Raw genomic sequence first — 26,789 nt, forward strand, 5'->3', positions numbered from 1 at the left:
TACTTTTTTAAGTTGTATATCGTAAAAACGATGTTTTAAATCGTAAAAAATTATGTTTTTGACTTTTTGTATTCTGTAGGAGTTGCGTTTTCAAAAGATTTAAAAATTCTAATAAATGAATTTACAGAACCGAAACCAACCTGTTCACTAATTTCAGAAATTGATAAGTTTGGCGATTTGTTAATTATTAATTTTGCTTCGTTAATTCTGTAGCTATTAACAAATTGATTAAAATTACAACCAATTTTTTCGTTAATAGTTTTTGAAATATAAGATCTATTGGTACCTATATTTTTAGCAACATCCCAAATGTTTAATTGTGGAATTAACCAAGGTTTTTCATTTTGAAAATAGTTAATAAGCTTTTGTTTTATAATTTCTAACTCTTTGTCGTGTAAATTACTGTCATCTAATATTTTTTCTGAAATATTAACTTTTGCAGGTATTTGGTTGATACCTATTGTTGCTAAAATTACATATAGTGTTGTAAATAACGTGCAGAAAAGAAGTATTAGATGATCGTTAGAACTAAAAGGAATTCTCCCAACATATGCCACGTAAATACTTGGAAGTGACATTAATGAAATAAACGAAATGTTTGTAATATAAAAATAACGAGTCTGATATTTATCTAAATTAGAAAACAAATTGCTCATATCTTTCTTAGCTTTTAAAATAAAGCGAATTGCTAAGAAATTGTATAAAAGTATTTGAATTATAAAAAATGCACGACTACCTTTATATAGTGAGGTTAGTATTTTGGTATTAGTAGTAGTTAATTTGGTTTCGTATAGGGAACTATTCATATATGTATGGTATTCTTCCCAACTAGAAATACTTGTAAAAATAAGCATAAGCACACCAGTAACAATGGCTGGAGTGAAGTGATAAATCCATTTGTATTTAAAAAATGTAAAGTTAAAAGCACTATAAAGGTATAGGTAATATAAAGGGTAAAAAGCGAGCATTGAAACCAGAAATAGAAAATCAAAGAATTTAAAAATTTCCCAATTTCTAGTGAAAGTTAAAAAATGACCAAAAAAAAGTACAAAGCTGTTAAAAAAAAACAAACTTAAATAGTACCTGTTTTTAAAATTTTTATTTGCAGTACCAAGTAGTATAATACTGGCATAAAAATTAATAAAAAGTGTAGACAATAAAGCAATTATTTTTATCAAGGCAATTTAGATTATAGTTAGTCAATATAAAATTACTTTAATCTGTTGAATTATTAAATGATAAAAATCAAGTTAAAGTTGTTTTTTGAAATAAAAAAAAGACATTAACATTTTTAATGTTTGTACATTTGCAGGTATTATAAAGTTATTAAATGCCACAGTACCCAAAAAACAAGTTAGCACAATTAATTATAGCTAGTTGTGCAGCTCATAAAATAGAACATGTAGTAGTATCTCCTGGGTCTAGAAATGCACCTTTAACAATTGGTTTTTCTAATCATCCAAGTATTAAGGCGTATAGTGTTGTGGACGAACGTTCGGCAGCTTTTTTTGCTTTAGGTATGGCGCAACAATTACAGCAACCTGTTGCAATTGTTTGTACATCAGGTTCTGCATTGTTAAATTATTATCCTGCAGTTGCAGAGGCATATTATAGTAATATTCCGTTGGTAGTAATTTCTGCAGATAGGCCACAGCATTTAATAGATATTGGAGATGGACAAACAATTAGACAAGAAAATGTTTTTGAAAATCATATTTTAAGTTCGTTAAGTTTAGTAGAAGAATTAAATGTAGATAATTCTATTGCTGAAATGTTACACGAAACTATTGAAACTTCAATAATAAATAAAGGTCCAGTACATATTAATGCTCCTTTTGATGAGCCTTTGTATGAAACTACTTCAGAATTGATGGTTTTAGAACCGGTAGATTCTAGTTTTGAAGAAATTCCGTTAGATGTAGATGAGTTGCAAGAGTATGCAACTATTTGGAATACTTCAAAAAAGAAAATTGTATTGGTTGGGGAACATTATCCAAGTGAGTTATTGCAAATACAATTAACGCATTTAACCAAAGATCCTTCGGTATTAGTATTAATAGAAAACACAGCAAATGTTTCGCATTCAAGGTTTATTAATAGCATAGATAAATTAATTTTTCCTTTAGAAGATAATGAATTAGAGCTTTTTAAACCTGATATTTTATTAAGTTTAGGAGGTTTAATTGTTTCAAAAAAAATAAAACAACATTTACGTAAGTTTCAACCAAAAATGCATTGGCATGTAGATGGTAAAAGAGCTTTTGATACCTTTTTTAGCTTAAATCATCATTTTAAAATTTCGGCAGAGTTATTTTTTAGTCAGTTTTTCTTTTTAACAAAACCAACTGAAAGTAATTTTCAAGAATTTTGGTTAACTAAAAAAGAAAGTAGATTAAAAAAACATAAGGAGTTTGTGGAGGAGTGTGAGTATTCAGATTTAAAAGTATTTGACACCTTATTAAAAGTAATTCCTAAAAATTCTAAACTACAATTAAGTAATAGTTCTGTAATTAGATATTCTCAACTGTTTGATATTAATAAAACAGTAAAAATATTTTGTAATAGAGGTACAAGCGGAATTGATGGTAGTACAAGTACTGCCATTGGAGCAGCAACTGTTGTGCAGGAAAACACGGTGTTTGTAACAGGTGATATTAGTTTTTTTTATGATAGTAACGCTTTGTGGAATAATTACATACCTGCAAACTTTAGAATTATTTTAATTAATAATAATGGAGGTGGTATTTTTAGATTTTTACCAGGACCGCAAAAAACAAATGCGTTAGATTATTTTGAAACACCACATAATTTAACTGCAGAACATTTGTGTAAAATGTACAAATTAGAATATAAGTGTGCTAATAGTTTAAGTGAAGTAGAACAAGTATTACAAAACTTTTTCGAAGAATCGGCTTCACCAAAACTTTTAGAAATATTTACCCCAAGAGAAGAGAATGATAAAATATTAAAAAAATATTTCAACAATTTAAAAGAATAAAAAATGGATTTAAAAGTAGGTGATAAAGTAGATTTAATTGTTGTTAGACAAACAGCATTAGGCTTTACAGTTTTAATAGATGAAGAGTTTGAAGGAATTTTATATCTAAATGAATTATATCAAAAAATAGAAGAAGGGCAAAAATTAGTTGGTTATATTAAAAAAATTCGTGATGACGAGAAAATTGATGTAAGTCTTCAAGCTATTGGTTTTAAACATACTATTGTAAAAAATGAAATTACAATTTTAAATGCTTTAAGAAATAATAATGGTGAATTAGCTTTGCATGATAAAAGTAATCCTGACGATATTAAATATCAATTAGGAATGAGTAAAAAAGCTTTTAAAAGTGCTATTGGAGGTTTGTATCGTCAAAAATTAATTACAATTACTAATGAAGGAATAACATTAGGAGGTCAACAATAAAGAAAAAAGGCAGGATTTAAATCCTGCCTTTTTTTATCTAAATAATTCTTCGTTTTCTATTTCTAGCGTTTTAATAAACTGTTTAGATTTTTCAATTTCAGTACTTAAAATTTTATCGTTTTCTATAAAAGGAATTTCTTTTCTGTACGATTCTAAAACCGACTCTAAAAAAGGTGAAGTTTTAGTAGGCACTCTAAAATGTAAAGCTTGCGAAGCATTTAAAAGTTCAATAGCTAAAATAGTTTCAATATTATCTACAATTCGTTTTGCTTTTGTAGCTCCATTTGCCCCCATACTAACGTGGTCTTCTTGTCCGTTGCTCGATACAATAGAATCTGTAGAAGTTGGGTTGGCTAACTGTTTGTTTTGATTTACAATACTTGCTGCTGTATATTGTGGTATCATAAAACCACTATTTAAACCAGGGTTTTTAACTAAAAATGGAGGTAAACCACGTAAACCAGAAACTAATTGAAATATTCGTCTTTCAGAAATATTACCAATCTCAGCCATTGCTATGCTTAAAAAATCTAGCGATAATGCAAGTGGTTGACCGTGAAAGTTTCCACCAGAAATAATTTCATTTTCATCAACAAAAATATTTGGATTATCAGTTACTGAATTAATTTCAGTCATAAAAACTTGCTTGCAATAAGTTAGAGCATCTTTACTAGCGCCGTGAACCTGCGGCATACATCTAAACGAATATGGATCTTGAACATGTTCTTTTGGTTGTGAAATTAGTTCGCTATCCTCTAAAAACTCTTGAATACGTTTGGCAGTTTTAATTTGGCCGTTATGCGGTCTAATTTTATGTATTAAATGATTAAATGGCGAAATTCTACCATCAAAAGCTTCTAATGATAAAGTTCCAATCATATCAGCAAGATAAGATAGTTGGTATGATTTTAATATTAAATGAACACCATAAGCGCTCATAAACTGAGTACCATTTAAAAGCGCTAAACCTTCTTTAGATTTAAGTTTAATTTTTTTCCATTCGAACCTTCTTAGTAAAGATCTTCCTGAAATTATTTTTCCTTTATAGCTAACTTTACCTTCACCAAAAAGTGGCAGAGATAAGTGTGCTAAAGGAGCTAAATCTCCAGATGCGCCTAAAGAACCTTGTGTGTATACAATTGGTAAAATATCGTTATTATAAAATTCAATAAGCCTTTCAACAGTTTCTACTTGCACACCAGAGTGTCCGTAGCTTAAAGATTGTATTTTTAAAAACAGCATTAGTTTAACAATATCTTTAGGAACTTCTTCTCCAGTACCACAAGCGTGGCTCATTACCAAATTTTCTTGAAGTTTACGTAAGTTTTTATTGTCTATTTTAACGTTACATAACGATCCAAAACCGGTATTAATACCGTACAAAGGTTTTGAGTTTGATTTTATTTTTTCATCTAAAAATAATCTACATTTAATTATATTATCAATAGCTTCATTAGATAATTTTAAAGGTATATTTAAGTGAATTATCGTTCTTAACGTTTCAAAATCTAAAGGATCCGAAGTTATGTAATGAAAATTTGTCATAGGTGTAAATTGGTATATCAAAGTTGGAAATTCAAAACCACATATGCAAATATTATATTAAAGTTACAGTATTAATATTCAATTGATTTTTTAATTATATCTTTGGAAACTTATTAAACAATTCAATTAAAAAAATGAAAAAAATAGCATTTCTTATTGCTTTAATCACAGTTGTTTCTTGTAAAAAAGAGGTTCCTGTAGATTATGCAATTGTATCTGGTAAAATTACAAACAAAACAGGTGATAATTTAACTGTTACTAGTAAGGATAGATCTTTTAAACAAGTAATAAATGTAAACAAAGACGGTACTTTTAAAGATACTTTAAGAGTTGAGCCAAATGTATATATTTTGTCTCAAGGTAGAAATGGTTTAGAGTTGTTTATTGAAAACAAAAATAATATTGAAGTAAGTTTTGATGTAAAAAATATGGATAGTACTCTTGTTGTTAGTGGAGTAGGATCAGAAACTTCGAACTATTTATTAGCTAAAAACAAAAAAATAAAAGAATTGGTTGGTAAAGGAACCGAAATTTACACTAAAGATGAGAATGCCTATAAAGCTACTCGTTTAGAAATTAAAAATTCTGTAGAAAGTGTTTTAAATAAAGCTACTGGAATTTCAGAAGCATTTAAAGCAAAAGAACTTAATAGTATTAATTATGATTATATATCTAAATTAAATATTTATGAACGTTACCACGAGCATTATGCAAAGAAAAAAGGATTTAAAGTTTCTAAAGATTTTTTAGCAGATGTTGAGCAGGTTACTGACTTTAATAATGAAGAAGATTTTAAATTTTCGCAAAGTTATAAGGATATTGTAAATAGACATTACAGAATAGAATCTGAAAAATTAGTAAAGGATGATTTAGGTGAAGATTTAGCTTTTTTAAAGGCGGTTAGCAAAGCTACAAACCCAGTAATAAAAAATCAGTTATTGTTTGATGATGCTAAGTATGGAATTACTTATACTGAAAATTTAGAAGACTATTATAAGTTTTTTATGGATAACTCTTCAAACAAAAAGCAAAAAGAAGAAATTACTAAAAGTTACAATAAGTTAAAAACAGTGGCTAAAGGTCAGCCTTCTCCAAATTTTGTGGGTTACGAGAATTATAACGGAGGAACAAGTTCTTTAGAAGATTTTAAAGGCAAATATGTATATGTAGATGTTTGGGCAACTTGGTGCGGACCTTGTAAACGTGAAATTCCTGCATTAAAAGAGTTAGAGAAAAAATATCACGGTAAAAATATTGAGTTTGTGAGTATTTCAGTTGATAAAGCTAAAGATCACGATGTTTGGAAAAAAATGATTAAAGAAAAAGAAATGAAAGGTGTTCAATTATTTGCCGACAAAGACTGGAGTTCAGAATTTGTAAAAGGATATTTAATAAAAGGAATTCCTCGTTTTATTTTAATTGATACAGAAGGAAATATTATAAATGCAAATGCAAAACGTCCGTCAGATCCAAAATTGGTTGACGATATTAACAGTTTAAATATATAAATTAATGAGAAAAATATCAATATTAGTAATAGCAGTAGCAACTTTATTTGTTGCTTGTGAAGAAAAATTAACTGATTACGCAAAAGTATCTGGAACTTTAAAAACAGACGCTAAAGAAGTAACTATAAAAGGAAGAGAATACACAAAAACTATTGCTGTAGACGAAAACGGAAACTTTTCTGATACGTTAAAAGTAAAGGCAGATTTTTATTTAATGTCTACTGCAAATGGTGAGCGTACTTCATTATTTTTAAAAAATGGTTACAATATTACATTAAACCAAAAAGAGGAAACTTTTGAAAAAGGTTTTACTTATAGTGGAGAAGGTAAGGAGTCTAACAGTTATTTTTCAAATTTAATAGCCTTTTTTGCAGGTGATAATGGGAACCCAAAAGAGTATTTTAAATTAGACGAAGCTGCTTATGCTGCAAAAGTTAAAGAATCTAAAGAGTTATTAAATGCTTATAGTAAAGTAGGTGTAGACTCTTTAGTTTTAACTATGGTTGAAAATAATAACAAGCAATTTTTTAATTTTGTTGAAAGTAGTTATAAAAGAGAACACGATAATTTAATTAAGTTTTCTCCAGGAAAAGTATCTCCAGAGTTTGTTAATTACGAAAACTTTAAAGGAGGTAAAACATCTTTAAAAGATCTTAGAGGTAAATTTGTTTATATAGATGTATGGGCAACTTGGTGTGGACCTTGTATTAGAGAAATTCCTTCATTAAAAAAGTTAGAAGAAGAATTACACGGTAAAAACATTGAATTTGTTAGTATTTCTGTAGATAACGTAGATGGAAAAAGAGGTAGCCACGATGCTTGGAAAAAAATGGTAGCTAAAGAACAATTAGGTGGTATTCAATTATATGCCGATAAAGATTTTAGTTCAGATTTTATTAGAGCCTACGGTGTTAACAGTATTCCAAGGTTTATTTTAATTGATGATAAAGGAAATATTGTAGATTCAAATGCAAACAGACCTTCAAATCCAAAATTAAAGGAACAACTTTTAGAGTTGGGTATTTAAAAAATATAGAGAGTAATAAAAAAGCCTGAAGTTATCTTCAGGCTTTTTTTTATGTTTAATTTTCAGGTTCTTCTTCGGTTTGTTGTGGTTGCTGTTGTTCTTGTTTAAACAAGTCTAAAATAGCATCAGGTAAATAATCTAAAATGGTAGACGCTGTGAAAGCTTCAAAGCCAATTTCTTGACTAGCAATATCAGCTGTTTTACCATGTAAATAAACTCCATAAATAGCAGCTATTAAATTTTCATAACCTTGCGCTATTAAACCAGTAATAATACCCGTTAAAACATCTCCGCTACCAGCAGTTGCTAAAGCTTGGTTTCCTGTAGAATTTACAAATAGTTCATTACCATTTACCACAATGGTATGTGCATCTTTAATAACAATTATTACATTGTTTTCTTTAGAGTATTTTTGAGCACGTTTTATTTTATCAGTATCATTTTTCCAAGTTCCAATTAAGCGCTCTAATTCTTTTGGATGCGGTGTTAATATAGAGTTTTTTGGTAAATGAGTAGCTAAATTAGGGTTTAGAGCTAATAAATTAATAGCGTCCGCATCTATAACAAGAGGTGTTTTGTTTTCTGAAATAAATTTTTCAAAACCTAATTTTGTTTTTTCTGAAGTTCCCATTCCTGGACCAATTCCAATAACTGTTGGTTTTGTTTTAAAGTTGAAATATTTTAAAGCGTTATCATCATCAACTTCTACCATAGCTTCCGGAATTGCTATTTGCAAAATGTTATATCCACATTTAGGCGTGTAAGCAGTAACTAAACCACTACCAATTTTTAAAGCTGCTTTTGAAGCTAAAGTAACCGCTCCAATTTTTCCAAAGCTACCACCAATAATTAATGAATGACCAAAAGTTCCTTTATGCGACCATTTATCACGTGGTTTATATAATGGTTTTATTTCGTTTTTCCCAATAAAATGAGACGCAGGTTTTAAGGTTTCTATAAAATTTTGATCTAAGCCAATATCAATTACTTCCCAAGTGTTAATGGCTTCTTTGTTTTCAGGTAAAAAGAAGGCAAGTTTAGGACATTGAAATGTAAGTGTATGCCCAGCATTTAAAATAGTAGAACTATCTGTATTAGATTTATCACTATACATACCAGAAGGTATATCTATAGCTAAGGTAAATACTTTAGTACTATTTATATATTGAATTAATTTTTTTGAAAAACCTGCAGGTTTACGAGAAAGGCCATTACCAAAAATAGCATCGATAACAATGTCTTCAAATTTAACTTCAGGAAATTCATTTTCGTGACTAATAACTTCTGGCCATTCGCCAATTTCTTTTAATCGGTTATAATTAGTTAAGAATTCGTTTGTACGTTTATCACTAAAGTTAACAACATAACAACTAACATTGTAGCCGTGTTGGTGTAAATGCCTTGCCATTACTAAGCCATCACCACCATTGTTACCTATACCGCAAAAAACATGTATTTTTATTTGTTGACCTTGTAAGCGAGAATGAAGCCACTGAAAGCATAGTGTTGCAGCGTTTTCCATTAAGTCTACAGATGAAATTCCGTTTGTATTTATAGTAGCCTTATCGGCTTTAGCAATTTGTTTTGAATTTAATATATACATATTTTAAAAATAAAAAAAACCACTCAAATTTGAGTGGTTTTTTTTTATTTTTTTATCCTTTAAATTCTCCCATCTGAGAATATTTTTCCATTCGTTTTAGAACAAGTTCATCTTTAGGTAAATCTTTCAATTCTTCGTAAGCACTTAGAATTGTTTTTTTAACTTCTTCAAAAGCCGTAACTCTATCGAAATGCGCACCACCAAGAGGTTCTTTAATAATACCGTCAATTAACTTTTGCTTTTTCATATCTTCAGCAGTTAATTTTAAGGCTTCAGCAGCTTCTTCTTTGTGTTCCCAGCTTCTCCATAAAATAGAAGAGCAAGATTCAGGAGAAATTACTGTGTACCAAGTGTTTTCCATCATAAAAACTTTGTCTCCAACACCAATTCCAACAGCTCCACCAGAAGCACCTTCACCAATAACAATTGTTATAACAGGTGTTTTTAAACGACTCATTTCAAGAATATTTCTAGCAATTGCTTCACCTTGTCCACGTTCTTCAGCTTCTAAACCTGGGTATGCTCCAGGAGTATCTAATAAAGTAACTACAGGAATTCCAAATTTTTCGGCCATTTTCATTAATCGAAGTGCTTTTCTGTATCCTTCTGGATTTGGCATTCCAAAGTTTCTGTATTGGCGAGTTTTAGTGTTGTAACCTTTTTGTTGACCAATAAACATAAATGATTGATCTCCAATTTTACCTAAACCTCCAACCATAGCTTTGTCATCTTTTACAGTTCTGTCTCCGTGCAGCTCCATAAAAGTTTCACCAGCTAAAAAGTTGATATGATCTAATGTGTAAGGTCTACTAGGGTGTCTTGATAATTGTACACGTTGCCAAGCAGTCAAGTTTTTATATATATCTTTCTTTGTTTTTTGCAATTTTTTTTCAATGTTTTTGCAGCTGTCGCTAACATCTACATCGCTTTCTTCACCTATTAGCACACATTTGTCCAATTGTTCTTCTAACTCTTTAATAGGTAATTCAAATTCTAAATACTCCATATTTTTTTAAGTTTGGGTGTAGCTACAAATATAATAACTTACATAGTTTTGATAGTTAATTTATTCGCTTTTTTTTATTTTTTATAATGCCATTGGCTATTACTGTTAATATAATAATTACTGCTCCTATATAAAATTCGAAACTCATTTGTTCCTTTTCTCCAAAAATTATTAATGCTAAAATAATGGCATAAATTGGTTCTAAGTTTATGGTAAGCATTACAGTATATGGTGTTAGATATTTCATAATTCTAACAGATACAATAAATGCGTATGCAGTACAAATACTACTTAGTATAAGTATATAGCTAAAGTCTGATAAGTTTAAAGTGTAATCTTCTGCATTAAAACCTGTGGTTGCAAAAACAAAAACAGTAATAAATAATACACCAAATAATAATTGGTATAATGAAATTGCTTCAGCATCATATTGTTTAACATATAAACCATTTAAAACAGAAAATAAAGCGGATAAAAATGCAGCGATTAATGCATATATAATTCCTAATGCATATTCTCCTTCAACATTAAAAATTAAATAAAGCCCAGAAATTACTATGAGACCAAATATAAATTCTAAAGGGTTTATTCTTCGTTTAAAAAATAAAGGTTCTAATAATGAGGTGAATAAGGCTCCTGTACTTAACGAAACTAGTGCAACAGAAACGTTGGAGACTTTAATAGCCGAGAAAAATGCAACCCAATGGGTGGCTATAATTACACCACCAATAACAAATTTTATAATTGCTTTGGGTGGTATTTTTAAGCTTTTCTTTTTTATTAAAAAATAACCAACAGTAAAAATTACTGCAAACAACATTCTATACCATACTAAAGGAATTGCATCGATACTTATTAGAGCACCAAGTATCGCGGTAAACCCCCAAATAAATACAATAAAGTGTAAATGAAGGTAATTATTTAGTTTAGCTGTTGACATTTTTTAGGTATAAATAAATGGCTAAAGAACCAAAAACTAAGTTAGGAAACCATACCATAAATAGGGCGTTTGTTTCTGCTCCTGCTCCTAAAACTTCAGCAATTTTTAAAAAGAAAACATATACAAACATTAGTGTAATACCTATTGCTAGGTTAACTCCCATACCACCACGTTTTTTTCGCGAAGCGAGTGCAACTGCAATAAGTGTTAAAATGTATGATGAAATTGGTAAACTTGTTCGTTTATATAGCTCTACTAAATAAGTATTTAGGTTGCTAATACCTCTAGCTCTAGATTTTGAAATAAATTGAGATAACTCTATTGAATTCATTTCTTTAGCCAGATAATCTACATTTACTAAATCTTTAGGGGTAAAATTAAATAATGTATCTAGCGATCTTATGGTTACAATACTATCTCTATTATTTAATAGAATTCTTTTTCTAATGTTTGTTAATTTAAAAACAGTGTCTTTTTCTATCCATCTAATGTTATTGGCCATTAGTTTATGTGTAAGTTTATTACCATCGAATTTTTCGTAAGAAAAATCGTAGCCAATATTATTTTTTACGCTATAACTTTTAAAAAAAATGTAATCATTTTCACCCAATTGAAGGTTTACATTTCGTAGGTTATCATCTTTAAATTTTTTCTTTTTTAAATAAGTTCTTTCAAACTCATCAAAAACTTTATTACTTCTAGGTACCACAAAATGGTTCATTACCAAAGCAAAAATAGTAACTATAGTAGCTCCAATAAAGTAAGGTTTTAAAAAACGTGTAAATGAAATTTTTGCTGAATGAATTGCAATTATCTCGGTATTACTAGCGAGTTTAGATGTAAAAAATATTACAGCAATAAATAGAGCTAATGGCATAAAAGTATTACCAAAAATAATTACAAAGTTTACATAGTAATCTTCTATAATTTCGCCAACACTAAGGTGGCTATGTCTAAGAAATTTATCAATTTTCTCAGATACATTAATTGCTATTGCAATAGGCAATAGTAAAACTAATATTAATAAAAATGTACTTAAGTACTTTTTTAATATGTATTTATCTAGTATTCTCAAGGTTATAACCTTTTATCCATTTGTTTTACCATTCTATTTTTCCACTCTGTAAAATCTCCTGCTAATATATGTTTTCTAGCTTCACGAACCAACCACATATAAAAACCTAAATTGTGTATAGATGCAATTTGTTTGCCTAATAACTCTTTTGCAGCAAATAAATGACGTAAATATGCTTTTGAATATAAAGTGTCTACATAAGTAATACCCATTTCATCAATAGGAGAGAAGTCATCTTCCCATTTTTTGTTTTTAATATTTATTGTTCCGTTTGCAGTAAAAAGCATTCCATTTCTAGCGTTACGTGTTGGCATTACACAATCAAACATATCTATACCTAACGCAATATTTTCTAAAATATTAATAGGTGTACCAACACCCATTAAATATCTAGGCTTGTCTTCAGGTAAAATAGCAGTAACAACTTCTGTCATTTCATACATTTCTTCGGCAGGTTCACCTACGGACAAACCACCAATGGCATTTCCTTCAGCACCAGCAGATGCAATATATTCAGCAGATTGTTTTCTTAAATCTTTATAAGTTGATCCTTGTACAATTGGAAAAAATGTTTGAGCATAATCATACTTAAAAGGTGTTTTATCTAAGTGTGTAATACAACGTTTTAACCAGCGGTGTGTCATATGCATAGATCTTTTTGCATAATTATAGTCGCAAGGGTAAGGTGTACACTCATCAAATGCCATAATAATATCAGCTCCAATACTACGTTGAATTTCCATAACGTTTTCTGGAGTAAATGTGTGATAAGAACCATCTATATGACTTTTAAACTTAACACCTTCCTCTTTTATTTTTCTTCTTCCAGAAAGAGAGTAAACTTGGTAACCTCCACTATCTGTTAGAATATTACGATCCCAATTCATAAATTTATGTAAACCTCCTGCTTTTTCTAAAATCTTAGTTTGGGGGCGTAAATATAAATGGTACGTATTTCCTAAAATAATATCAGGATTTATTTCGTTTTTAAGTTCAGTTTGGTGTACTCCTTTAACAGTACCTACTGTTCCAACAGGCATAAAAATTGGAGTTTCTATAGTACCGTGGTCGGTAGTAATAACTCCAGCTCTCGCTTTACTTGCTGTATCTTTGGTGTTTAATTTAAATTGCATAGTTGGCAAAGATACTGAATAGGTTTTGTTTAAAGAAAAATAAGTTATACTTGTAATATGTTGTAAACTAGTTGGGTAAAATTTATGGTAAACGTTCATCTATTTATTTTGTCCATTCATCTACATTAAGTGATGTATAAACGATTTAGAAATTTCTAAAACTAGGCAAGCTGTAAATTTGCTTTAAAATTAAGAGACTACAAGATGAACTTAAAAAAATTAAAAATATTACTAGTTGAAGATGACATTATAGAGGTAATGAGATTTAAAAGGACAGTTGCAAAACTAGGACAACCACATGAATTAAAAGAAGCCAATAATGGAGAAGAAGCACTTAAAGTTTTAAATGAAAAAACGTTTTTACCGAATATTATTTTATTGGATTTAAATATGCCTAAATTAAATGGTTTTGAAGTACTTGAAATAGTGAAAAGTGATGATAGGTTACGATATATTCCTGTTGTTATTTTAACAACATCAAGTAATAAAAATGACGAAATTGAATGCTATAATAAAGGAGCAGCAGGATATTTGGTTAAACCATTAAAATTGAACGATTACGCTAAACTTATAGAAAATGTTTTAGAATATTGGAAATCTAATGAGTTGATAAACTAATATTGGGTAAAAGTGTAAATTAAATATTCTATTTTATAAAATAAATTTCAATAATTATAAATACCACTCGTCGATAGTTGTTTGGTAAAAACTACCATTCATCGATAATAACATACCATTTGTCTAGTAATTGTATATTCGTTATCGAATAAAGGGCCATTTTTTGTTAAAAAAACAAACCTTTGTATAACAAATAGACGCTTATTACACAAAAACATGAATAAAAATTTAAACATACTTCTTATAGAAGACGACATGATCGAAGTTATGAAGTTCAATAGAACCGTTGCAAAGCTTGATCTACCTCATAAAATTGTCGAATCGAAGAATGGAAAAGAAGCGTTAGAATTTTTATTAAAAAAAGTTAGGTTACCAGATATTATTTTATTAGATTTAAATATGCCAAAATTAAATGGCATAGAATTTCTTAGTATTCTAAAAAAAGATGAGACGTTAAAGTATATTCCTACTATTGTTTTAACGACTTCCAATAATAGAAGAGATGTATTGGAATGTTACAAAATTGGAATAGCTGGGTACATTATTAAACCATTAAAGTTTAACGATTACGTTGATTTAATTAAAAAAACTTTAGACTACTGGAGCAATAATGAACTAATAAAAGGCTAAAGCGTATGTACACATAAAATTATAGTAAAGGTTTTAAATTATTTTGAAGCCTTTTTTGCGTTTTAAATTATTACGGAAACATTTTTTACCGCCCCGTAATTTTTTAAAACCTACAATATAAATGTAAATTAATGTATAACTATGTTAGTTTATAATTCCCTACAACCCCTAATTTCTATGCCCCATGGAAACATCTTACACAACCTCTAATTTCGAAAAAGAAAAATTAGAACATAAAAAAACAAAAGAATTACTAGAGCAAAAAACAAAAGAATTTATTAAGGTTACTTCAAAACTAAAAAGTTCTAATTTAAAACTTCAAGAACTCTTACATCAAAAAACTTCTGAACTAGAAGGTGTTTTTTCGAATATTGTAGATGCATATATCATGATGGATTTATCAGGAAACGTTATTAAAATGAATAACGCAGCTGTTGAAATGTTAGAGTATGATATTAATAAGGCTCCTTTTAATTTACTTAAAATAGTTAAAGAGGAATATGTTGAGTATACGAATAAAGCTTTTGATGAGTTGCGTACAATTGGATTTTATAAAAACTTTCAGGCATTTATAAAAACAAAAAATAATAAAGAAAAATTGGTTCATGTTAACTCTAGTTTAATTTATAATGATGAAGGCGTTCCATTTGCCGCTCAGGGTATAATTAGAGATATAACAAAAGAACATAATGACAAGGATCTAATTGAAGAGCAAAAAGAACAATTAGATATAATTGTAAATCATTCTTCAATTGGTATAGCACTATCTCGTATTGATGGAAAAGGACTATTATTAGCTAATAAATATTTATGTGAAGTTTCTGGATATACTCCAGAAGAATTCAAAAATGTCATTTTGCAAGATATTATGCATAAAGATGATGTTAAGGAATCAAATAGGTTAAAAGAAAAATTGTATAAAGGTATTATTGATAGTTATAATTTAGATAGAAGATTTATAAAGAAAAATGGAGAAATAGTCTGGACAAAAACTAGTGTAACTGCAGTTAAAAGTAATAATGGGTATGTAAAATATCATGTAACAACTATCGAAGATATTACAAAAGAAAAAGAAGCTAATCTAAAATTAATTGAGTATCAAAATAGATTGAAAACTCTTGTTAGAAATTTAAAATCAGGTATTCTGTTAGAAGATGAATTTGGAAAAATAAAAATTGTTAACAAGAAGTTTTGCGATATGTTTAATACAACAGTAAAGCCTTGTAACCTTATCGATAGAGATGTATCTGTTTTTAATGATAATGCAAAGTTAGCATTTGTAAATGTAGATCAATTTGAACGTAAAAATGCTTGGAAAATTGAAAGAGACGAGCAATTGTATAAGGAAGAATTAGAACTTGTTGATGGTAGAATGTTTGAAAGAAACGGAACACCAATAATTCAAGATGGAGAATATAGGGGATACCTATGGAGTTATTATGATACTACATTAAATAAAAGATTTAAAGATAGTTTAGAAGCTCAAAAAGAAAAATATAGTAGAATTATAGCAAATATGAACCTTGGTTTATTAGAGGTAGATAATAATGATGCAATATTATTCGCCAACCAAAGATTTAGCGAAATAAGTGGTTATAGTAGAAGTGAATTAATTGGTTTAAATGCATCAGATTTATTTTTACTAGAAGAAAATAAAGATTCATTTATAAAACGAAATAAATTGAGAAATCAAGGTATTTCAGATTCATATGAAGTAAGAGTAAAAACAAAAAGTGGAGAGATAAGACATTGGTTAATAAGTGGAGCTCCAAATTATAATGATGACAATGAATTAATTGGATCTATTGGTATTCATTCAGATATTACAGAGCAAAAAAAGCTTGAATCTCAAAAAGAGCAACTAGTTATTAATTTAGAAAATCAAAATCAAAAGTTAAATGATTATGCTCATGTTGTATCACACGATTTAAAATCTCCGTTAAGAGGAATATCGGCATTGTTAAGTTGGACAAAAGAAGATTTTGAAGATAAATTGGGTGAAGAAAGTTTATTTAATTTAAATCTTATGGAAGATAAGGTTGAAAAAATGGATAAATTAATAGGTGATATTTTAAATTACTCTAGTATTGAAAATGAAGTAATTAATGTAGAACCTGTAGATGTAAATCAAGTAATTGACCGAATAGTTAGCACAATTTTTATTCCAGATCATATTAAAGTTAAAGTAACCCCAAAACTACCAATAATTGATGCGGATTTTACGCGATTGCAACAATTATTTCAAAATATAATGAGCAACGCCATTAATTATATAGATAAAGATAAAGGTTTGGTAGAAGTTAATTATAAAAATGATAATGAGTATCACGTATTTTCAATAAAAGATAATGGTCCAGGTATACCAGAAGAATACCATACTAAAATATTTAAAATGTTTAAAACTGTTGGAGATCACGATCAATCTACAGGAATAGGTTTAAGTATTGTAAAAAAAATAATACAGTTATACAAAGGTAAAGTTTGGTTAGAAAGTGTAATTGGAGAGGGAACAACATTTTATTTTAGTTTAAAAAAATAATTATGAAAATTGTTCAAGCAAAAAAAATAGGAAGTAATAGTTGGGAGTACATTTCAACTAAGAAAAAATTAAACAAACCTTTAGTTCTGGTGTTTGCAAGTAGACTTTTACTTGAAAGTAAAGAAGTTCTAAAAGATATTAGAAATGAGTTTCCTTACGAGTATTTAGTTTTTGGTTCTACTGCTGGTGAAATATTAGGGGAATTTGTATATGATGATTCTATTGTAGTTACAGCAATAGAATTTAATAAAAGTAGCTTTATTATAAAAACAGGTAATATTTTTAATTTTAATAAAGATGCCAAAGCACTTGGAAAAAGTATTGTAAAAGAATTACCAAAAGAAAATTTAAAACATGTTTTTACACTTTCAGAAGGGAGTTTTGTTAATGGAAGTGCATTAATTGAAGGTTTAGAAACTACTTTCGAAGAAAATAAGATTTCAATGACAGGAGGTATGTGTGGAGATGGAGCAGCATTTGAAAAAACATTAACTTCATATAAGGAAGATCCTAAAGAAGGGGAAGTAGTACTTATTGGTTTTTATGGCGAAAGTTTAGAGATTTCATATGCAAGTGTTGGAGGTTGGAATACTTTTGGTCCTGAAAGAATAATTACAAAATCTAAAGGAAATGTATTGTATGAAATAGATAATAAGCCTGCTTTAGATTTATATTCAAAGTATTTAGGCGATAAAGCGGCAGAACTACCACAATCGTCACTTTATTACCCATTAAACTTAACCTTAACAGGAAAAACTAAACCAGTTGTTAGAACGGTATTGTCAATAAATAAAGATGATAGTTCTATGACTTTGGCAGGTAATATGCCTAAAGATTCAAAAGTACAATTAATGATGTCTACAGTAGATAATATAGCCAATGGAGCCTATGATGCTGCAAATTTAGCAATGGAAGGTAGGAATAAAAAACCGCAATTGGCACTGCTAGTAAGTTGTATAGGCCGAAAAATTGTTATGGATCAAAGAGTAGAAGAAGAAATAGAGGAGGTTATGGATATAGTAGGAAATAAAACAAGTATTGTAGGGTTTTATTCTTATGGTGAAATGGCTCCATTTCACGGAGAACGTCAGTGCGAACTTCATAACCAAACCATGACATTAACTTTAATTAGCGAATAGTGAATAAATTATTAACACGACAAATAAAAAAGTACCTGTCTGATGATGATTTAAAGTCAGCAGAAGTACAAAATTTTATAAATGCAATTGATAGATCATATATAAATTATGAAAATCAATTTAAAATGTCTCAAAGAGCAACAAAAATTAGCTCTGATGAGTTGTATGATGCAAATGTTAAATTAAGGAAAGATGCAGAAAATCAAAAGAAAATTATTAATAGTCTTAAATATGTAGTTAAAGTTTTAAAGTTAGAATCAGCAGACAATTTGAATGATGTAGAGGAATCAGTTGATTTAGTAAAATTTATAGAAAAACAATCTAATGAAATTCTTGCAGCAAATAAAATAAGAGAAAACTTACTTAGCAATTTAGAACTCAAAAACGAAGAACTTAATAATTATGCTCACATAGTTTCACATGATTTAAAAACTCCGTTAAGAAGTATAGATACATTATTAAATTGGGTTATTGAAGATGAAGATAATGATTTAACAGATGATAGTACGGAACACTTTTCTTTGATTTTGAAAAACTTAGAGAAAATGGATGCTTTAATTAATGGTATTTTGAATTACTCTACTATTGAAAATTCTGAATTATTTAGAGACGAAATAAAAACCTTAGATCTAATTAAAGAAATTAAACAAACACTATTATTTCCAGAGAATATAGAATTAATTATAGATCAAAAATTACCAATTGTTAAAGGCGATAAGTTTAGGCTTCATCAAGTGTTTCAAAACCTTATACAAAATGCAATGGGAAGTTTTGAAGGCAAAGCTGGTAAAGTTGAAGTAGGTGTAGAATGTAAAGGAAAAGAGTGGGAATTTTATGTTTCAGATACAGGAAAAGGAATTGATGAAATTTACCATGAAAGGATTTTTAGAATATTTGAAAGCCTTGAAAATAATATCAATAATTCAGGTATAGGTTTGTCAATAGTTAAAAAGATAGTTAATTTTTATGGTGGTAAAATTTGGTTAGATAGTGAAGTATCTAAAGGAACTACATTTTATTTTACCATTCCAAAAACAGAGTAAATATGGAAAAACCAAACTTATTATATATTAAAGAGTTGTCAGGTGGAGATAGCATATTTGAAAATAAAATGTTAGAAATTGTTAAACAAGAATTACCTGAAGAAATTAAAAATTATAAAAATTTTTTAAAGAAAGAAAATTTTGTTAATGCGGCTGATTTAGTCCATAAAATAAAACATAAAATTAGTGTTCTTGGATTAAAAGATGGGTATCAAGTAGCCATAGATTATGAAGAAGAACTGAGGCAAAAAAAAATGAACCTTCAATCTAAATTTGAAGAGATTTTATCTGCTATGATTATTTTTATTAAAAACGCTTAAAAAAGGAAATTATGAATTGTATTATTATTGATGATGAAAGTATGGCAAGGGCTATTATAGAACAAATGTGTTTCAATAATAAAAATGTAAACTTAATTGAAAGTTTTTCTAATGCCATGGAAGCTATTAAATATTTAAATCAAAATGAAATTGATTTGATTTTTTTAGATATACATATGCCTGGTTTTACGGGGTTTGATTTGCTTCAAACTATAAAAAATCCGCCAAAAGTAATTTTATCTACTTCAGATAGTAGTATGGCTATTGAAGCTTTTGAATATAGCTGTATTGTAGATTATTTGTTGAAACCTGTAACTCAGCAACGCTTTGATAAAGCTGTTCAAAAAGCTGTCTCTTTTACTAAAAAAGAAAAACAAACTACTCCAACTCAGGTAAAAGATGAGGGAGAATCTATTACGGAATTGTATGTGAATATTGATAGGAGGTTGGTTAAAATTAATTTCGAAACCATTAATATAGTTGAGGCTAGAGGTGATTATATTTTAATAAGAACCGAAGATAAAAATTACACAGTACATTCCACATTAAAGAAAATTTTTGACAAATTGCCTAATGACCTATTTTTAAAAGTACATAGATCGTATATAATTAACACTAAAAAAATTATTGATATAGAGGATAATAGTGTGCTAATTGATAGTAATGTTGTTCCAGTTAGTAGGTCTAATAGACCAGAATTAATGAGGAGGTTGAATTTACTTTAAACCATTTATCGACAGTAAATTGTATTTCAACTAAGGTTAAAATGTACTGAACGAAAATAAACAGAAAAAGGCATAAAAGAGTTTATATTTGATATAGTAAATAATTACTTAAAAAGGAATAATTAATAGTATTATTTAATGTCAATTTTACAATAGTAATTCAGAATTGATGAGTTTTATGAAGCTATAAAATTTGTAATTTTTTTACAAAAAAAAGAGATTGTTAAAAAGTGCTTTAAAGCACAATTGTTTTGAAAAAGTTAAATAAAAACTAGAGAGCAACCATTAAAAAAATGGATGTGTTTTTCAATTTAAATTTTCAGTTTAAAAGTAAAATATTAGGGAACTAGGTTAATTAACTAAGTTTTGAGGTAGTTAGCGGTAGCTATCTCGGTTAATGGTTTATTAAAAAAAGTAAGTAGGGTTGCTTTTTTTATAAACCGTTTTAAAAAGGTTTAATGGCCTTTATAAGTTATCTAAATTATTTTTAACTTAAATTTTTAGATTGAAAAAAGATTAGATTCGCTAAAGATATATTTGGTTTGTCTACTCTAGAAATCTAGGAAAATTATCTTACCATTTAATTTTACAAAATAAATATTTAAGCATTGTGATTGATTAGAGGAATACCCTCTTTTTCATGCAATTTTCCCTCGAGTAGAGCCGAATTTATTCGGCTCTACTTTTCGTAATAGATAGGTAATAATTAGCATTACCTTCTTCGTCTATTTTTTTTATAAGGTTTTTTTCTTTGGTGTTGGTTTTTTGGTGTTGGTTTTTTTTTGTGTTTGTCTTTAGAAGCTTCTTCAGTTTTAGAAGAACCAGATATCATTTTAGTAATATCACTCATTTCATCTGCACTAAGCTCTCGCCAATCACCTTCAGCCAGTTTACCTAAGTGAACATTCATAATTCTTGTTCGTTTTAACTTGGTAACTTCATAATCTAAATATTCACACATTCGTCTAATTTGGCGGTTTAAGCCTTGTGTTAATATTATTTTGAAGGTGTTTTTATTTAGTTGTTCTACAGAACATTTTTTAGTAACTGTACCTAGAATAGGAATTCCATTTCCCATTTTTTTAATGAAATCTGGAGTAATAGGTTGGTTTACTGTAACAATATATTCTTTTTGGTGGTTGTTTCCTGCTCGTAAAATTTTATTTACAATATCTCCGTCATTGGTTAAAAATATTAAGCCTTGAGAAGGTTTATCTAACCTTCCAACCGGAAATAAACGTTCATGATGATTAATAGCTCTAACTATATTGTTTCGTTCTTTAGAATCTGTGGTGCAAACAATACCAACAGGCTTATTATAAGCAATATATAACGTGTTAGATTTAGTTTGTAATTTTTCTCCATTTAATTTAACAACATCACCGTCAAAAACTCTATTTCCGAGTTGTGCCTTTTTACCATTAATTGTTACTGAACCGTTTACAATAAACTTTTCAGCTTCTCTTCTAGAGCAAATACCAGTACTACTAATGTATTTGTTTAAGTTTATTGAATTTGAGTTAGATTTTTCCACGTTAAATTATTTATATGGCGAAGATAATAATTATTGAAAGTTTAAAGTATATTAACTAAAAAAAGCTCAAAACATAGTTTTGAGCCTTTCTTAGTTGTGTTGGTCTATTATTAAAGTTTAAAAACTTGTTCTAATGCAATCCATTTTTCGCCATCTTTAGCCCAAGGTAATTCTTGTTGGTAATTCCACATAAGGTTTTCCCATTCTTGAACTTTAGGATTATTAGCATCCATTTCGGCTTTCTTAACAGGGTCAAAAGTTTTGTCAACTTCCATAATCATAAACATACGGTTACCTGTTAGGTAAATTTCCATATCTACAATACCAGCATCTTTAATGCTTTTTGTAATTTCTGGCCACGCATTACCAGCTGCGTGGTATTCTTTATATTCAGCAATTAATTTAGAATCATCTTTTAAATCACAAGAATAGCAATATCTTTTTGTACTCATTTTTTATTTTTTTGATAATTTATAAGTTGTAAATCCATATAAAGCAACAACAGCTAAACAGATAAGAGGTAAGATAAATGAGAAGTTAACTTCAGGAATAAAACCTAAAACTTTCACGTCAGAGAAACCTGATCCACCCCAATCTAAAATACTTCCTTGTAAAACAGGCATTAAAGCACCACCAACAATAGCCATAACTAAACCAGCAGAACCAATTTTAGCTTCATCACCCATATCTTTTAATGCAATACCATAAATTGTAGGGAACATAATAGACATAAATACTGAAATAGCTACTAATGAAATCAATCCAGGCATACCAGATAATAATACTGCACCTGCAGCACAAATAACACCACCAATACCAAATAACATAAGTAATTTAGAAGGGTTAATTGTTTTCATTAAAGCAGTACCAATCCATCTACCAATTAAGAAAGAAACCATAGCTACAACATTAAAATATGTTGCTGTTAATTCCATTCCAAATGTTTCGTTGATATTATCTACATATTGAAAAATGTATGTCCAACACATAATTTGTGCGCCAACATAAAATGCTTGAGCTATTACACCAAATACGTAATTTTTATTTGCAAAAAGTTTAGAGAAAGATTCTCCTAACCCCATTTTGTCTTCTTTGGCTGTTTTTGGCATTTTAGTGAATACAATTATTGCCATAATAGCTAATACTAATACTCCTAAACCAATATATGGTAAGCTAATTACACCTAAATCATTTTCTCTAATTACAGCAAGCTCTTCTGAAGATAAAGCGTTGTATGCTTCAGTAGTGTAATCATCAGAACGTAAAGCTCCAATTACAAATACTTGAGCTATTATCATACCAGATAATGATCCAATAGGGTTAAATGCTTGCGCTAAATTTAAACGTTGAGTAGCAGTTTCTTTATCTCCCATCATTAAAATTAATGGATTAGAAGTTGTTTCTAAGAAAGCTAAACCACACGTAATTACCCATAATGAAATTAAAAAGTAATTAAACTCTTCATTTGCAGCAGCAGGATAGAATAAAAATGCACCAGTTGCATATAAAATTAAACCAAGAATAATACCTGATTTATAACTATATTTTCTAATGAATAAAGCGGCAGGTAGTGCCATAAAAAAGTATCCGAAATAAAATGCGAATTGAACTAAAGAAGCTTGAACATTTGAAAGTTCTGGCATTACTTTTTTAAACGCAGATACCATTGGGTTTGTTAAATCATTTGCAATTCCCCAAAGAGCAAATAGTGATGTAATAATTATAAAAGGAAACAATAATTCCTTTCTAACAACTGGGATGTTTTTTAATTTATTCATGAAGTTTAATTTATAATTTGGTTGTCTTATTTTATAGGTGCAAAATAGAAAAGACAAAACATATTTATAGTATGTTTTGTCTTTTATAATAGAACAAATGATTTATTCTGATAATAATGATCTGTCTAAATGTACGTAACCACCGTCAACAGTAATAAATTGTCCTGTTGTATGTGATGATTTTTCTGAAATTGTAAATAAACAAGTATCGGCAATTTCATCAGGTGTTGTCATTCTATTTTCTAAAGGAATTTTCTTTACAATAGATTTTAATTTTTCTTCACCATTTTCTAAAGTTTTAATCCAAGCATCGTAAGCAGGTGTCCAACTTTCAGCAATAATAATTGCATTAGAACGAATTCCGTATTTAATTAAATCTACAGCCCATTCTCTAGTTAAACCTAAAACTCCACCTTTTGAAGCAGCGTAACCAGAAGTTCCTCCTTGACCAGTTAAGCCAACTTTTGAACCAATGTTTAAAATGTTTCCTTTTGATGCTTTTAAAAACGGTAAACAGTGTTTTACAACTAAAAAGTAGCTTACCATATTTAATTTTAATGAATTCATAAATTCATCATAAGAAGCATCTAATCCAACACCATCGTTTACACCAACATTGTTAATTACGGCATCAATTTTTCCGTACTTATCAGTAATAGTTTTAATTGCTTTTTCAATATCATTAGGATTTGTAACATCTGTTTGGCAGAATGTTGCATCAATTCCTTTATTTTGAAGTTCTTTTACATATTCAAAACCTCTTGCATTTCTGTCTATAATTGCAGGAACTGCACCTTCTTCAGCTAAATGTTGAAGAATTGTTTCTCCAATACTTCCTTTTATTCCAGCTGCACCACTAATTACAACTACTTTACCTTTTAAACCTAAGTCCATAGTATTATTATTTTATATTGTAGAATATTTTAGCATTTTCGCCCATAATTGAGGCTTGTTCTGTAGAACTAAATTGTGCTATAAATTCTGTTACTAATTCTTTTATTTTTTTATAATTTCCTGCAACCAAGCAAACTGGCCAATCTGAACCAAACATAATTCTCTTCCAGCCAAATGAAGCGTAAACCAATTTCATATATGGTAGAATTTGTTCTGGCGTCCAAGTTGTATAATCAGCTTCGGTAACCATACCTGAAAGTTTACAATATACATTATCACACTTACCAATTTCAAACATTAAAGCTGCCCAACCGTCATAAAAACCATCTTTTATATACGGTTTAGCAATATGATCTATCACAAATTTTTGATTTGGAAATCTTTTTACTAACTCCAAAACTGCACCTAATTGATGTGGAAATACTAAAATATCGTATGTGAAATTATATTTTTCTAAAGCGGCAATTCCTCTTAAAAAATCTGGACGCAATAAAAAGTTGTGATCAGGTTCACCTTGCACAACGTGTCTAAAACCTTTCAGTTTTGGATACTTGCTGTATGTTTCTAAAACTTCTTCAATATTTTTGGCTCTTAAATCTACCCAACCAACAATTCCTTTTATAAAATCGTTTTTATCGGCTAAATCTAGAAGGAAATCAGTTTCTTCTAATGTTTGATCTGCTTGTACAGCAACACAACCATCAATTCCGTTTTCAGCATATACCTTTTGTAAATCCGAAGGCATAAAATCTTTACGAATTACCGACATAGCATCGTCAATCCATTCGTGTTTTACAGGTTCGTATTTCCAAAAGTGCTGATGTGAATCAATAATCATAGTAGAAATTATTTTACAAAAGCGTCTAAAGTCGCTTTCATTCCATTATTTAAAATTGCTTCTAAATGTGTTGTAACTTCTTCTTGAAGACCATCAATTTCAGTTAAATCAGTTCCCCAGAAATCTGTATTTGATAACGTTTTTTCAGCAACTTCAACAAAATTATTACTAGCCCAAGCTTCTTTAAAGAAATCTAAAACAGCAGCATCATCTTTTAATGCAATTGCAGTTCCGTTTCTATCACCTTTATAAAAAGCAATTAAAGCAGCTAAAGAGAATAATAAGTTTTTAGGTAACTCATTTTTACGTTTTACAAATTCTAAAACTGAAGGTAAAACTCTTGTTTTATATTTTGAAACTGAATTTAATGAAATACTCATTAATTCGTGCGCTAAATAAGGGTTTCTGAAACGATCTAAAACATCTGCAGAAAACTGACTTAATTCTTCAGCAGGTAAATCTAGAGTAGGAGAGATATCATTAAATAAAGCATTCTTTAAGAATTTACCAACAACTTCATCTTCTAAAGATTCACGAACTCTATCAATTCCATATAAATAACCAACAGGAACTAGGGTAGTGTGAGCACCATTTAAAATACGTACTTTACGAGTTCTGTAAGGTTCCATATTGTCTGTAAATACAACATTTAACCCACAAGCTTCAGAAGGAAATTCATCTTTTACAGATTCTGGTCCTTCTATAACCCATAAATGGAATTGTTCACCTTCAACAACTAAATTATCTTTATAACCTAATTCTTCAGTAATAGCATCCATTTTATCACGTGGGTAACCTGGTACAATTCTATCAACTAAAGTGTTACAGAAAATATTGTCTTCATTAATCCATTCAACAAACTCATCACCTAAATTCCAGTCAGCAGCATATTGTAGGATTATTTTCTTTAAGTTATCTCCATTTCTATCAATTAATTCACAAGGAATTACAATTAAACCTTTATCTGAAGCACCTCCAAAAGTTTGAAATCTTTTATACATTAAAGCAGTTATTTTTCCTGGGAAACTACTTTGAGGAGCATCATCTAATTTATCATCAGCGTTGTAAGAAATTCCAGCTTCGGTTGTATTAGAAATAATAAAACGTAAATCAGGGTTTTCAGCATTTGCTATATAATCAGCATTGTTTTCGTAAGGATTAATTCCTCTTGTAATACAGTCAATTACATCCTTTTCACTTAAAACTTCACCGTTTTTAATTCCGTTTAAGTATAAAGTGTATAAACCATCTTGATCGTTTAGCATTTTAACCAAACCTTGATCAATAGGTTGAACAACAACAACTCCAGCATCGAAGTCTGCTTTTTTGTTCATTTCGTGAAACATCCAGTTTGCAAAGGCTCTTAAAAAGTTACCTTCTCCAAATTGTAAAATTCTTTCAGTATAAGTTTGTGCTTCTACTGTTGTTCTATTTAATGATTTCATTTATTATTGAGCTTTTTGCTATTAG

The 26,789-nt window shown here is 28.9% G+C and carries 24 protein-coding genes; 11 read left to right on the forward strand and 13 right to left on the reverse strand.

All coding sequences use genetic code 11. The features are described 5' to 3' along the window. Positions 1-50: 50 nt before the first annotated feature. Positions 51-968, reverse strand: coding sequence for a helix-turn-helix domain-containing protein (locus tag BLU40_RS09840; RefSeq protein WP_139170940.1), 918 nt, complete (start codon positions 966-968; stop codon positions 51-53). Positions 969-1,330: 362 nt separating this feature from the next. Here BLU40_RS09840 and menD point away from each other — a divergent pair, with 362 nt between their 5' ends. Next, on the forward strand, positions 1,331-2,998 hold the full coding sequence (gene menD / locus BLU40_RS09845; protein WP_090122905.1) for a 2-succinyl-5-enolpyruvyl-6-hydroxy-3-cyclohexene-1-carboxylic-acid synthase: 1,668 nt from the start codon (positions 1,331-1,333) through the stop codon (positions 2,996-2,998). A gap of 3 nt (positions 2,999-3,001) precedes the next feature. Further along, positions 3,002-3,424, forward strand: coding sequence for a S1 RNA-binding domain-containing protein (locus tag BLU40_RS09850; protein WP_090122907.1), 423 nt, complete (start codon positions 3,002-3,004; stop codon positions 3,422-3,424). Positions 3,425-3,457: 33 nt separating this feature from the next. Here the strand turns inward: BLU40_RS09850 and hutH are convergent, their stop codons facing one another. Then, positions 3,458-4,969, reverse strand: coding sequence for a histidine ammonia-lyase (gene hutH, locus BLU40_RS09855; RefSeq protein ID WP_090122909.1), 1,512 nt, complete (start codon positions 4,967-4,969; stop codon positions 3,458-3,460). Between the two features lie 134 nt (positions 4,970-5,103). Between hutH and BLU40_RS09860 the strand changes: the two genes are divergently transcribed. Both BLU40_RS09860 and BLU40_RS09865 read left to right on the forward strand, forming a co-directional pair. After that, positions 5,104-6,477, forward strand: a complete 1,374-nt coding sequence (locus BLU40_RS09860; protein WP_090122911.1) for a redoxin family protein — start codon at positions 5,104-5,106, stop codon at positions 6,475-6,477. A 4-nt stretch (positions 6,478-6,481) separates the two neighbouring features. Continuing rightward, on the forward strand, positions 6,482-7,504 hold the full coding sequence (locus BLU40_RS09865) for a TlpA family protein disulfide reductase (protein WP_245729926.1): 1,023 nt from the start codon (positions 6,482-6,484) through the stop codon (positions 7,502-7,504). Between the two features lie 55 nt (positions 7,505-7,559). Here BLU40_RS09865 and BLU40_RS09870 read toward each other — a convergent pair whose 3' ends face one another. Genes BLU40_RS09870 through tgt form a run of 5 tightly spaced genes read right to left on the reverse strand, consistent with a single transcriptional unit; the run spans position 7,560 to position 13,261 of the window. Next, positions 7,560-9,107 carry an NAD(P)H-hydrate dehydratase gene (locus BLU40_RS09870; protein ID WP_090122912.1) on the reverse strand — a complete coding sequence of 516 codons (1,548 nt, stop codon included), beginning with the start codon at positions 9,105-9,107 and terminating at the stop codon, positions 7,560-7,562. Positions 9,108-9,159: 52 nt separating this feature from the next. Then, positions 9,160-10,113, reverse strand: coding sequence for an acetyl-CoA carboxylase carboxyltransferase subunit alpha (locus tag BLU40_RS09875; protein ID WP_090122914.1), 954 nt, complete (start codon positions 10,111-10,113; stop codon positions 9,160-9,162). A gap of 55 nt (positions 10,114-10,168) precedes the next feature. Then, positions 10,169-11,053 carry a DMT family transporter gene (locus BLU40_RS09880; protein WP_090122916.1) on the reverse strand — a complete coding sequence of 295 codons (885 nt, stop codon included), beginning with the start codon at positions 11,051-11,053 and terminating at the stop codon, positions 10,169-10,171. Further along, on the reverse strand, positions 11,040-12,128 hold the full coding sequence (locus BLU40_RS09885; protein WP_090122918.1) for an LptF/LptG family permease: 1,089 nt from the start codon (positions 12,126-12,128) through the stop codon (positions 11,040-11,042). The genes BLU40_RS09880 and BLU40_RS09885 overlap by 14 nt, the downstream gene beginning before the upstream one ends. Positions 12,129-12,130: 2 nt before the next feature. After that, entirely contained in the window at positions 12,131-13,261 is a 1,131-nt protein-coding gene (tgt, locus tag BLU40_RS09890; RefSeq protein WP_090123124.1) for a tRNA guanosine(34) transglycosylase Tgt, read from the reverse strand. Between the two features lie 204 nt (positions 13,262-13,465). Between tgt and BLU40_RS09895 the strand changes: the two genes are divergently transcribed. The 7 genes from BLU40_RS09895 (at position 13,466) to BLU40_RS09925 (ending at position 20,275) form a co-directional block, all read left to right on the forward strand. Further along, positions 13,466-13,879 (forward strand): response regulator, encoded by a 414-nt coding sequence (locus tag BLU40_RS09895; protein ID WP_090122920.1) that lies wholly within the window; start codon positions 13,466-13,468, stop codon positions 13,877-13,879. A 216-nt stretch (positions 13,880-14,095) separates the two neighbouring features. Further along, a complete protein-coding gene (locus BLU40_RS09900) occupies positions 14,096-14,509 on the forward strand; it encodes a response regulator (RefSeq protein ID WP_090122922.1) in 414 nt (137 codons plus the stop codon). Between the two features lie 184 nt (positions 14,510-14,693). Further along, a complete protein-coding gene (locus BLU40_RS09905) occupies positions 14,694-17,048 on the forward strand; it encodes a PAS domain-containing sensor histidine kinase (protein ID WP_090122924.1) in 2,355 nt (784 codons plus the stop codon). 2 nt (positions 17,049-17,050) lie between these two features. Next, positions 17,051-18,187, forward strand: a complete 1,137-nt coding sequence (locus BLU40_RS09910; protein WP_090122926.1) for an FIST signal transduction protein — start codon at positions 17,051-17,053, stop codon at positions 18,185-18,187. Next, on the forward strand, positions 18,187-19,230 hold the full coding sequence (locus BLU40_RS09915) for a sensor histidine kinase (protein ID WP_090122928.1): 1,044 nt from the start codon (positions 18,187-18,189) through the stop codon (positions 19,228-19,230). The genes BLU40_RS09910 and BLU40_RS09915 overlap by 1 nt, the downstream gene beginning before the upstream one ends. A gap of 2 nt (positions 19,231-19,232) precedes the next feature. Further along, positions 19,233-19,550: an Hpt domain-containing protein gene (locus tag BLU40_RS09920; protein WP_090122930.1), complete on the forward strand. Its 318-nt coding sequence runs from the start codon at positions 19,233-19,235 to the stop codon at positions 19,548-19,550. A gap of 11 nt (positions 19,551-19,561) precedes the next feature. Next, positions 19,562-20,275, forward strand: coding sequence for a LytR/AlgR family response regulator transcription factor (locus tag BLU40_RS09925; protein WP_090122932.1), 714 nt, complete (start codon positions 19,562-19,564; stop codon positions 20,273-20,275). Positions 20,276-20,987: 712 nt separating this feature from the next. Here BLU40_RS09925 and rluF read toward each other — a convergent pair. The 6 genes from rluF to BLU40_RS09955 all read right to left on the reverse strand — a co-directional run bounded on the left by rluF (position 20,988) and on the right by BLU40_RS09955 (position 26,764). Then, a complete protein-coding gene (gene rluF / locus BLU40_RS09930) occupies positions 20,988-21,809 on the reverse strand; it encodes a 23S rRNA pseudouridine(2604) synthase RluF (protein ID WP_090122934.1) in 822 nt (273 codons plus the stop codon). A 110-nt stretch (positions 21,810-21,919) separates the two neighbouring features. After that, entirely contained in the window at positions 21,920-22,261 is a 342-nt protein-coding gene (locus tag BLU40_RS09935; RefSeq protein ID WP_090122936.1) for an L-rhamnose mutarotase, read from the reverse strand. 3 nt (positions 22,262-22,264) lie between these two features. Continuing rightward, positions 22,265-23,587, reverse strand: coding sequence for an L-fucose:H+ symporter permease (gene fucP / locus BLU40_RS09940; protein WP_090122938.1), 1,323 nt, complete (start codon positions 23,585-23,587; stop codon positions 22,265-22,267). 102 nt (positions 23,588-23,689) lie between these two features. Beyond that, positions 23,690-24,481, reverse strand: a complete 792-nt coding sequence (locus BLU40_RS09945; protein WP_090122940.1) for an SDR family oxidoreductase — start codon at positions 24,479-24,481, stop codon at positions 23,690-23,692. Between the two features lie 7 nt (positions 24,482-24,488). Next, positions 24,489-25,319: an amidohydrolase family protein gene (locus BLU40_RS09950; protein WP_090122942.1), complete on the reverse strand. Its 831-nt coding sequence runs from the start codon at positions 25,317-25,319 to the stop codon at positions 24,489-24,491. An 8-nt stretch (positions 25,320-25,327) separates the two neighbouring features. Further along, positions 25,328-26,764 (reverse strand): tagaturonate reductase, encoded by a 1,437-nt coding sequence (locus BLU40_RS09955; RefSeq protein ID WP_090122944.1) that lies wholly within the window; start codon positions 26,762-26,764, stop codon positions 25,328-25,330. Positions 26,765-26,789: the final 25 nt, after the last annotated feature.

Origin of the sequence: Lutibacter oricola (assembly GCF_900106565.1) — a bacterium.
GTDB lineage: Bacteria > Bacteroidota > Bacteroidia > Flavobacteriales > Flavobacteriaceae > Lutibacter > Lutibacter oricola.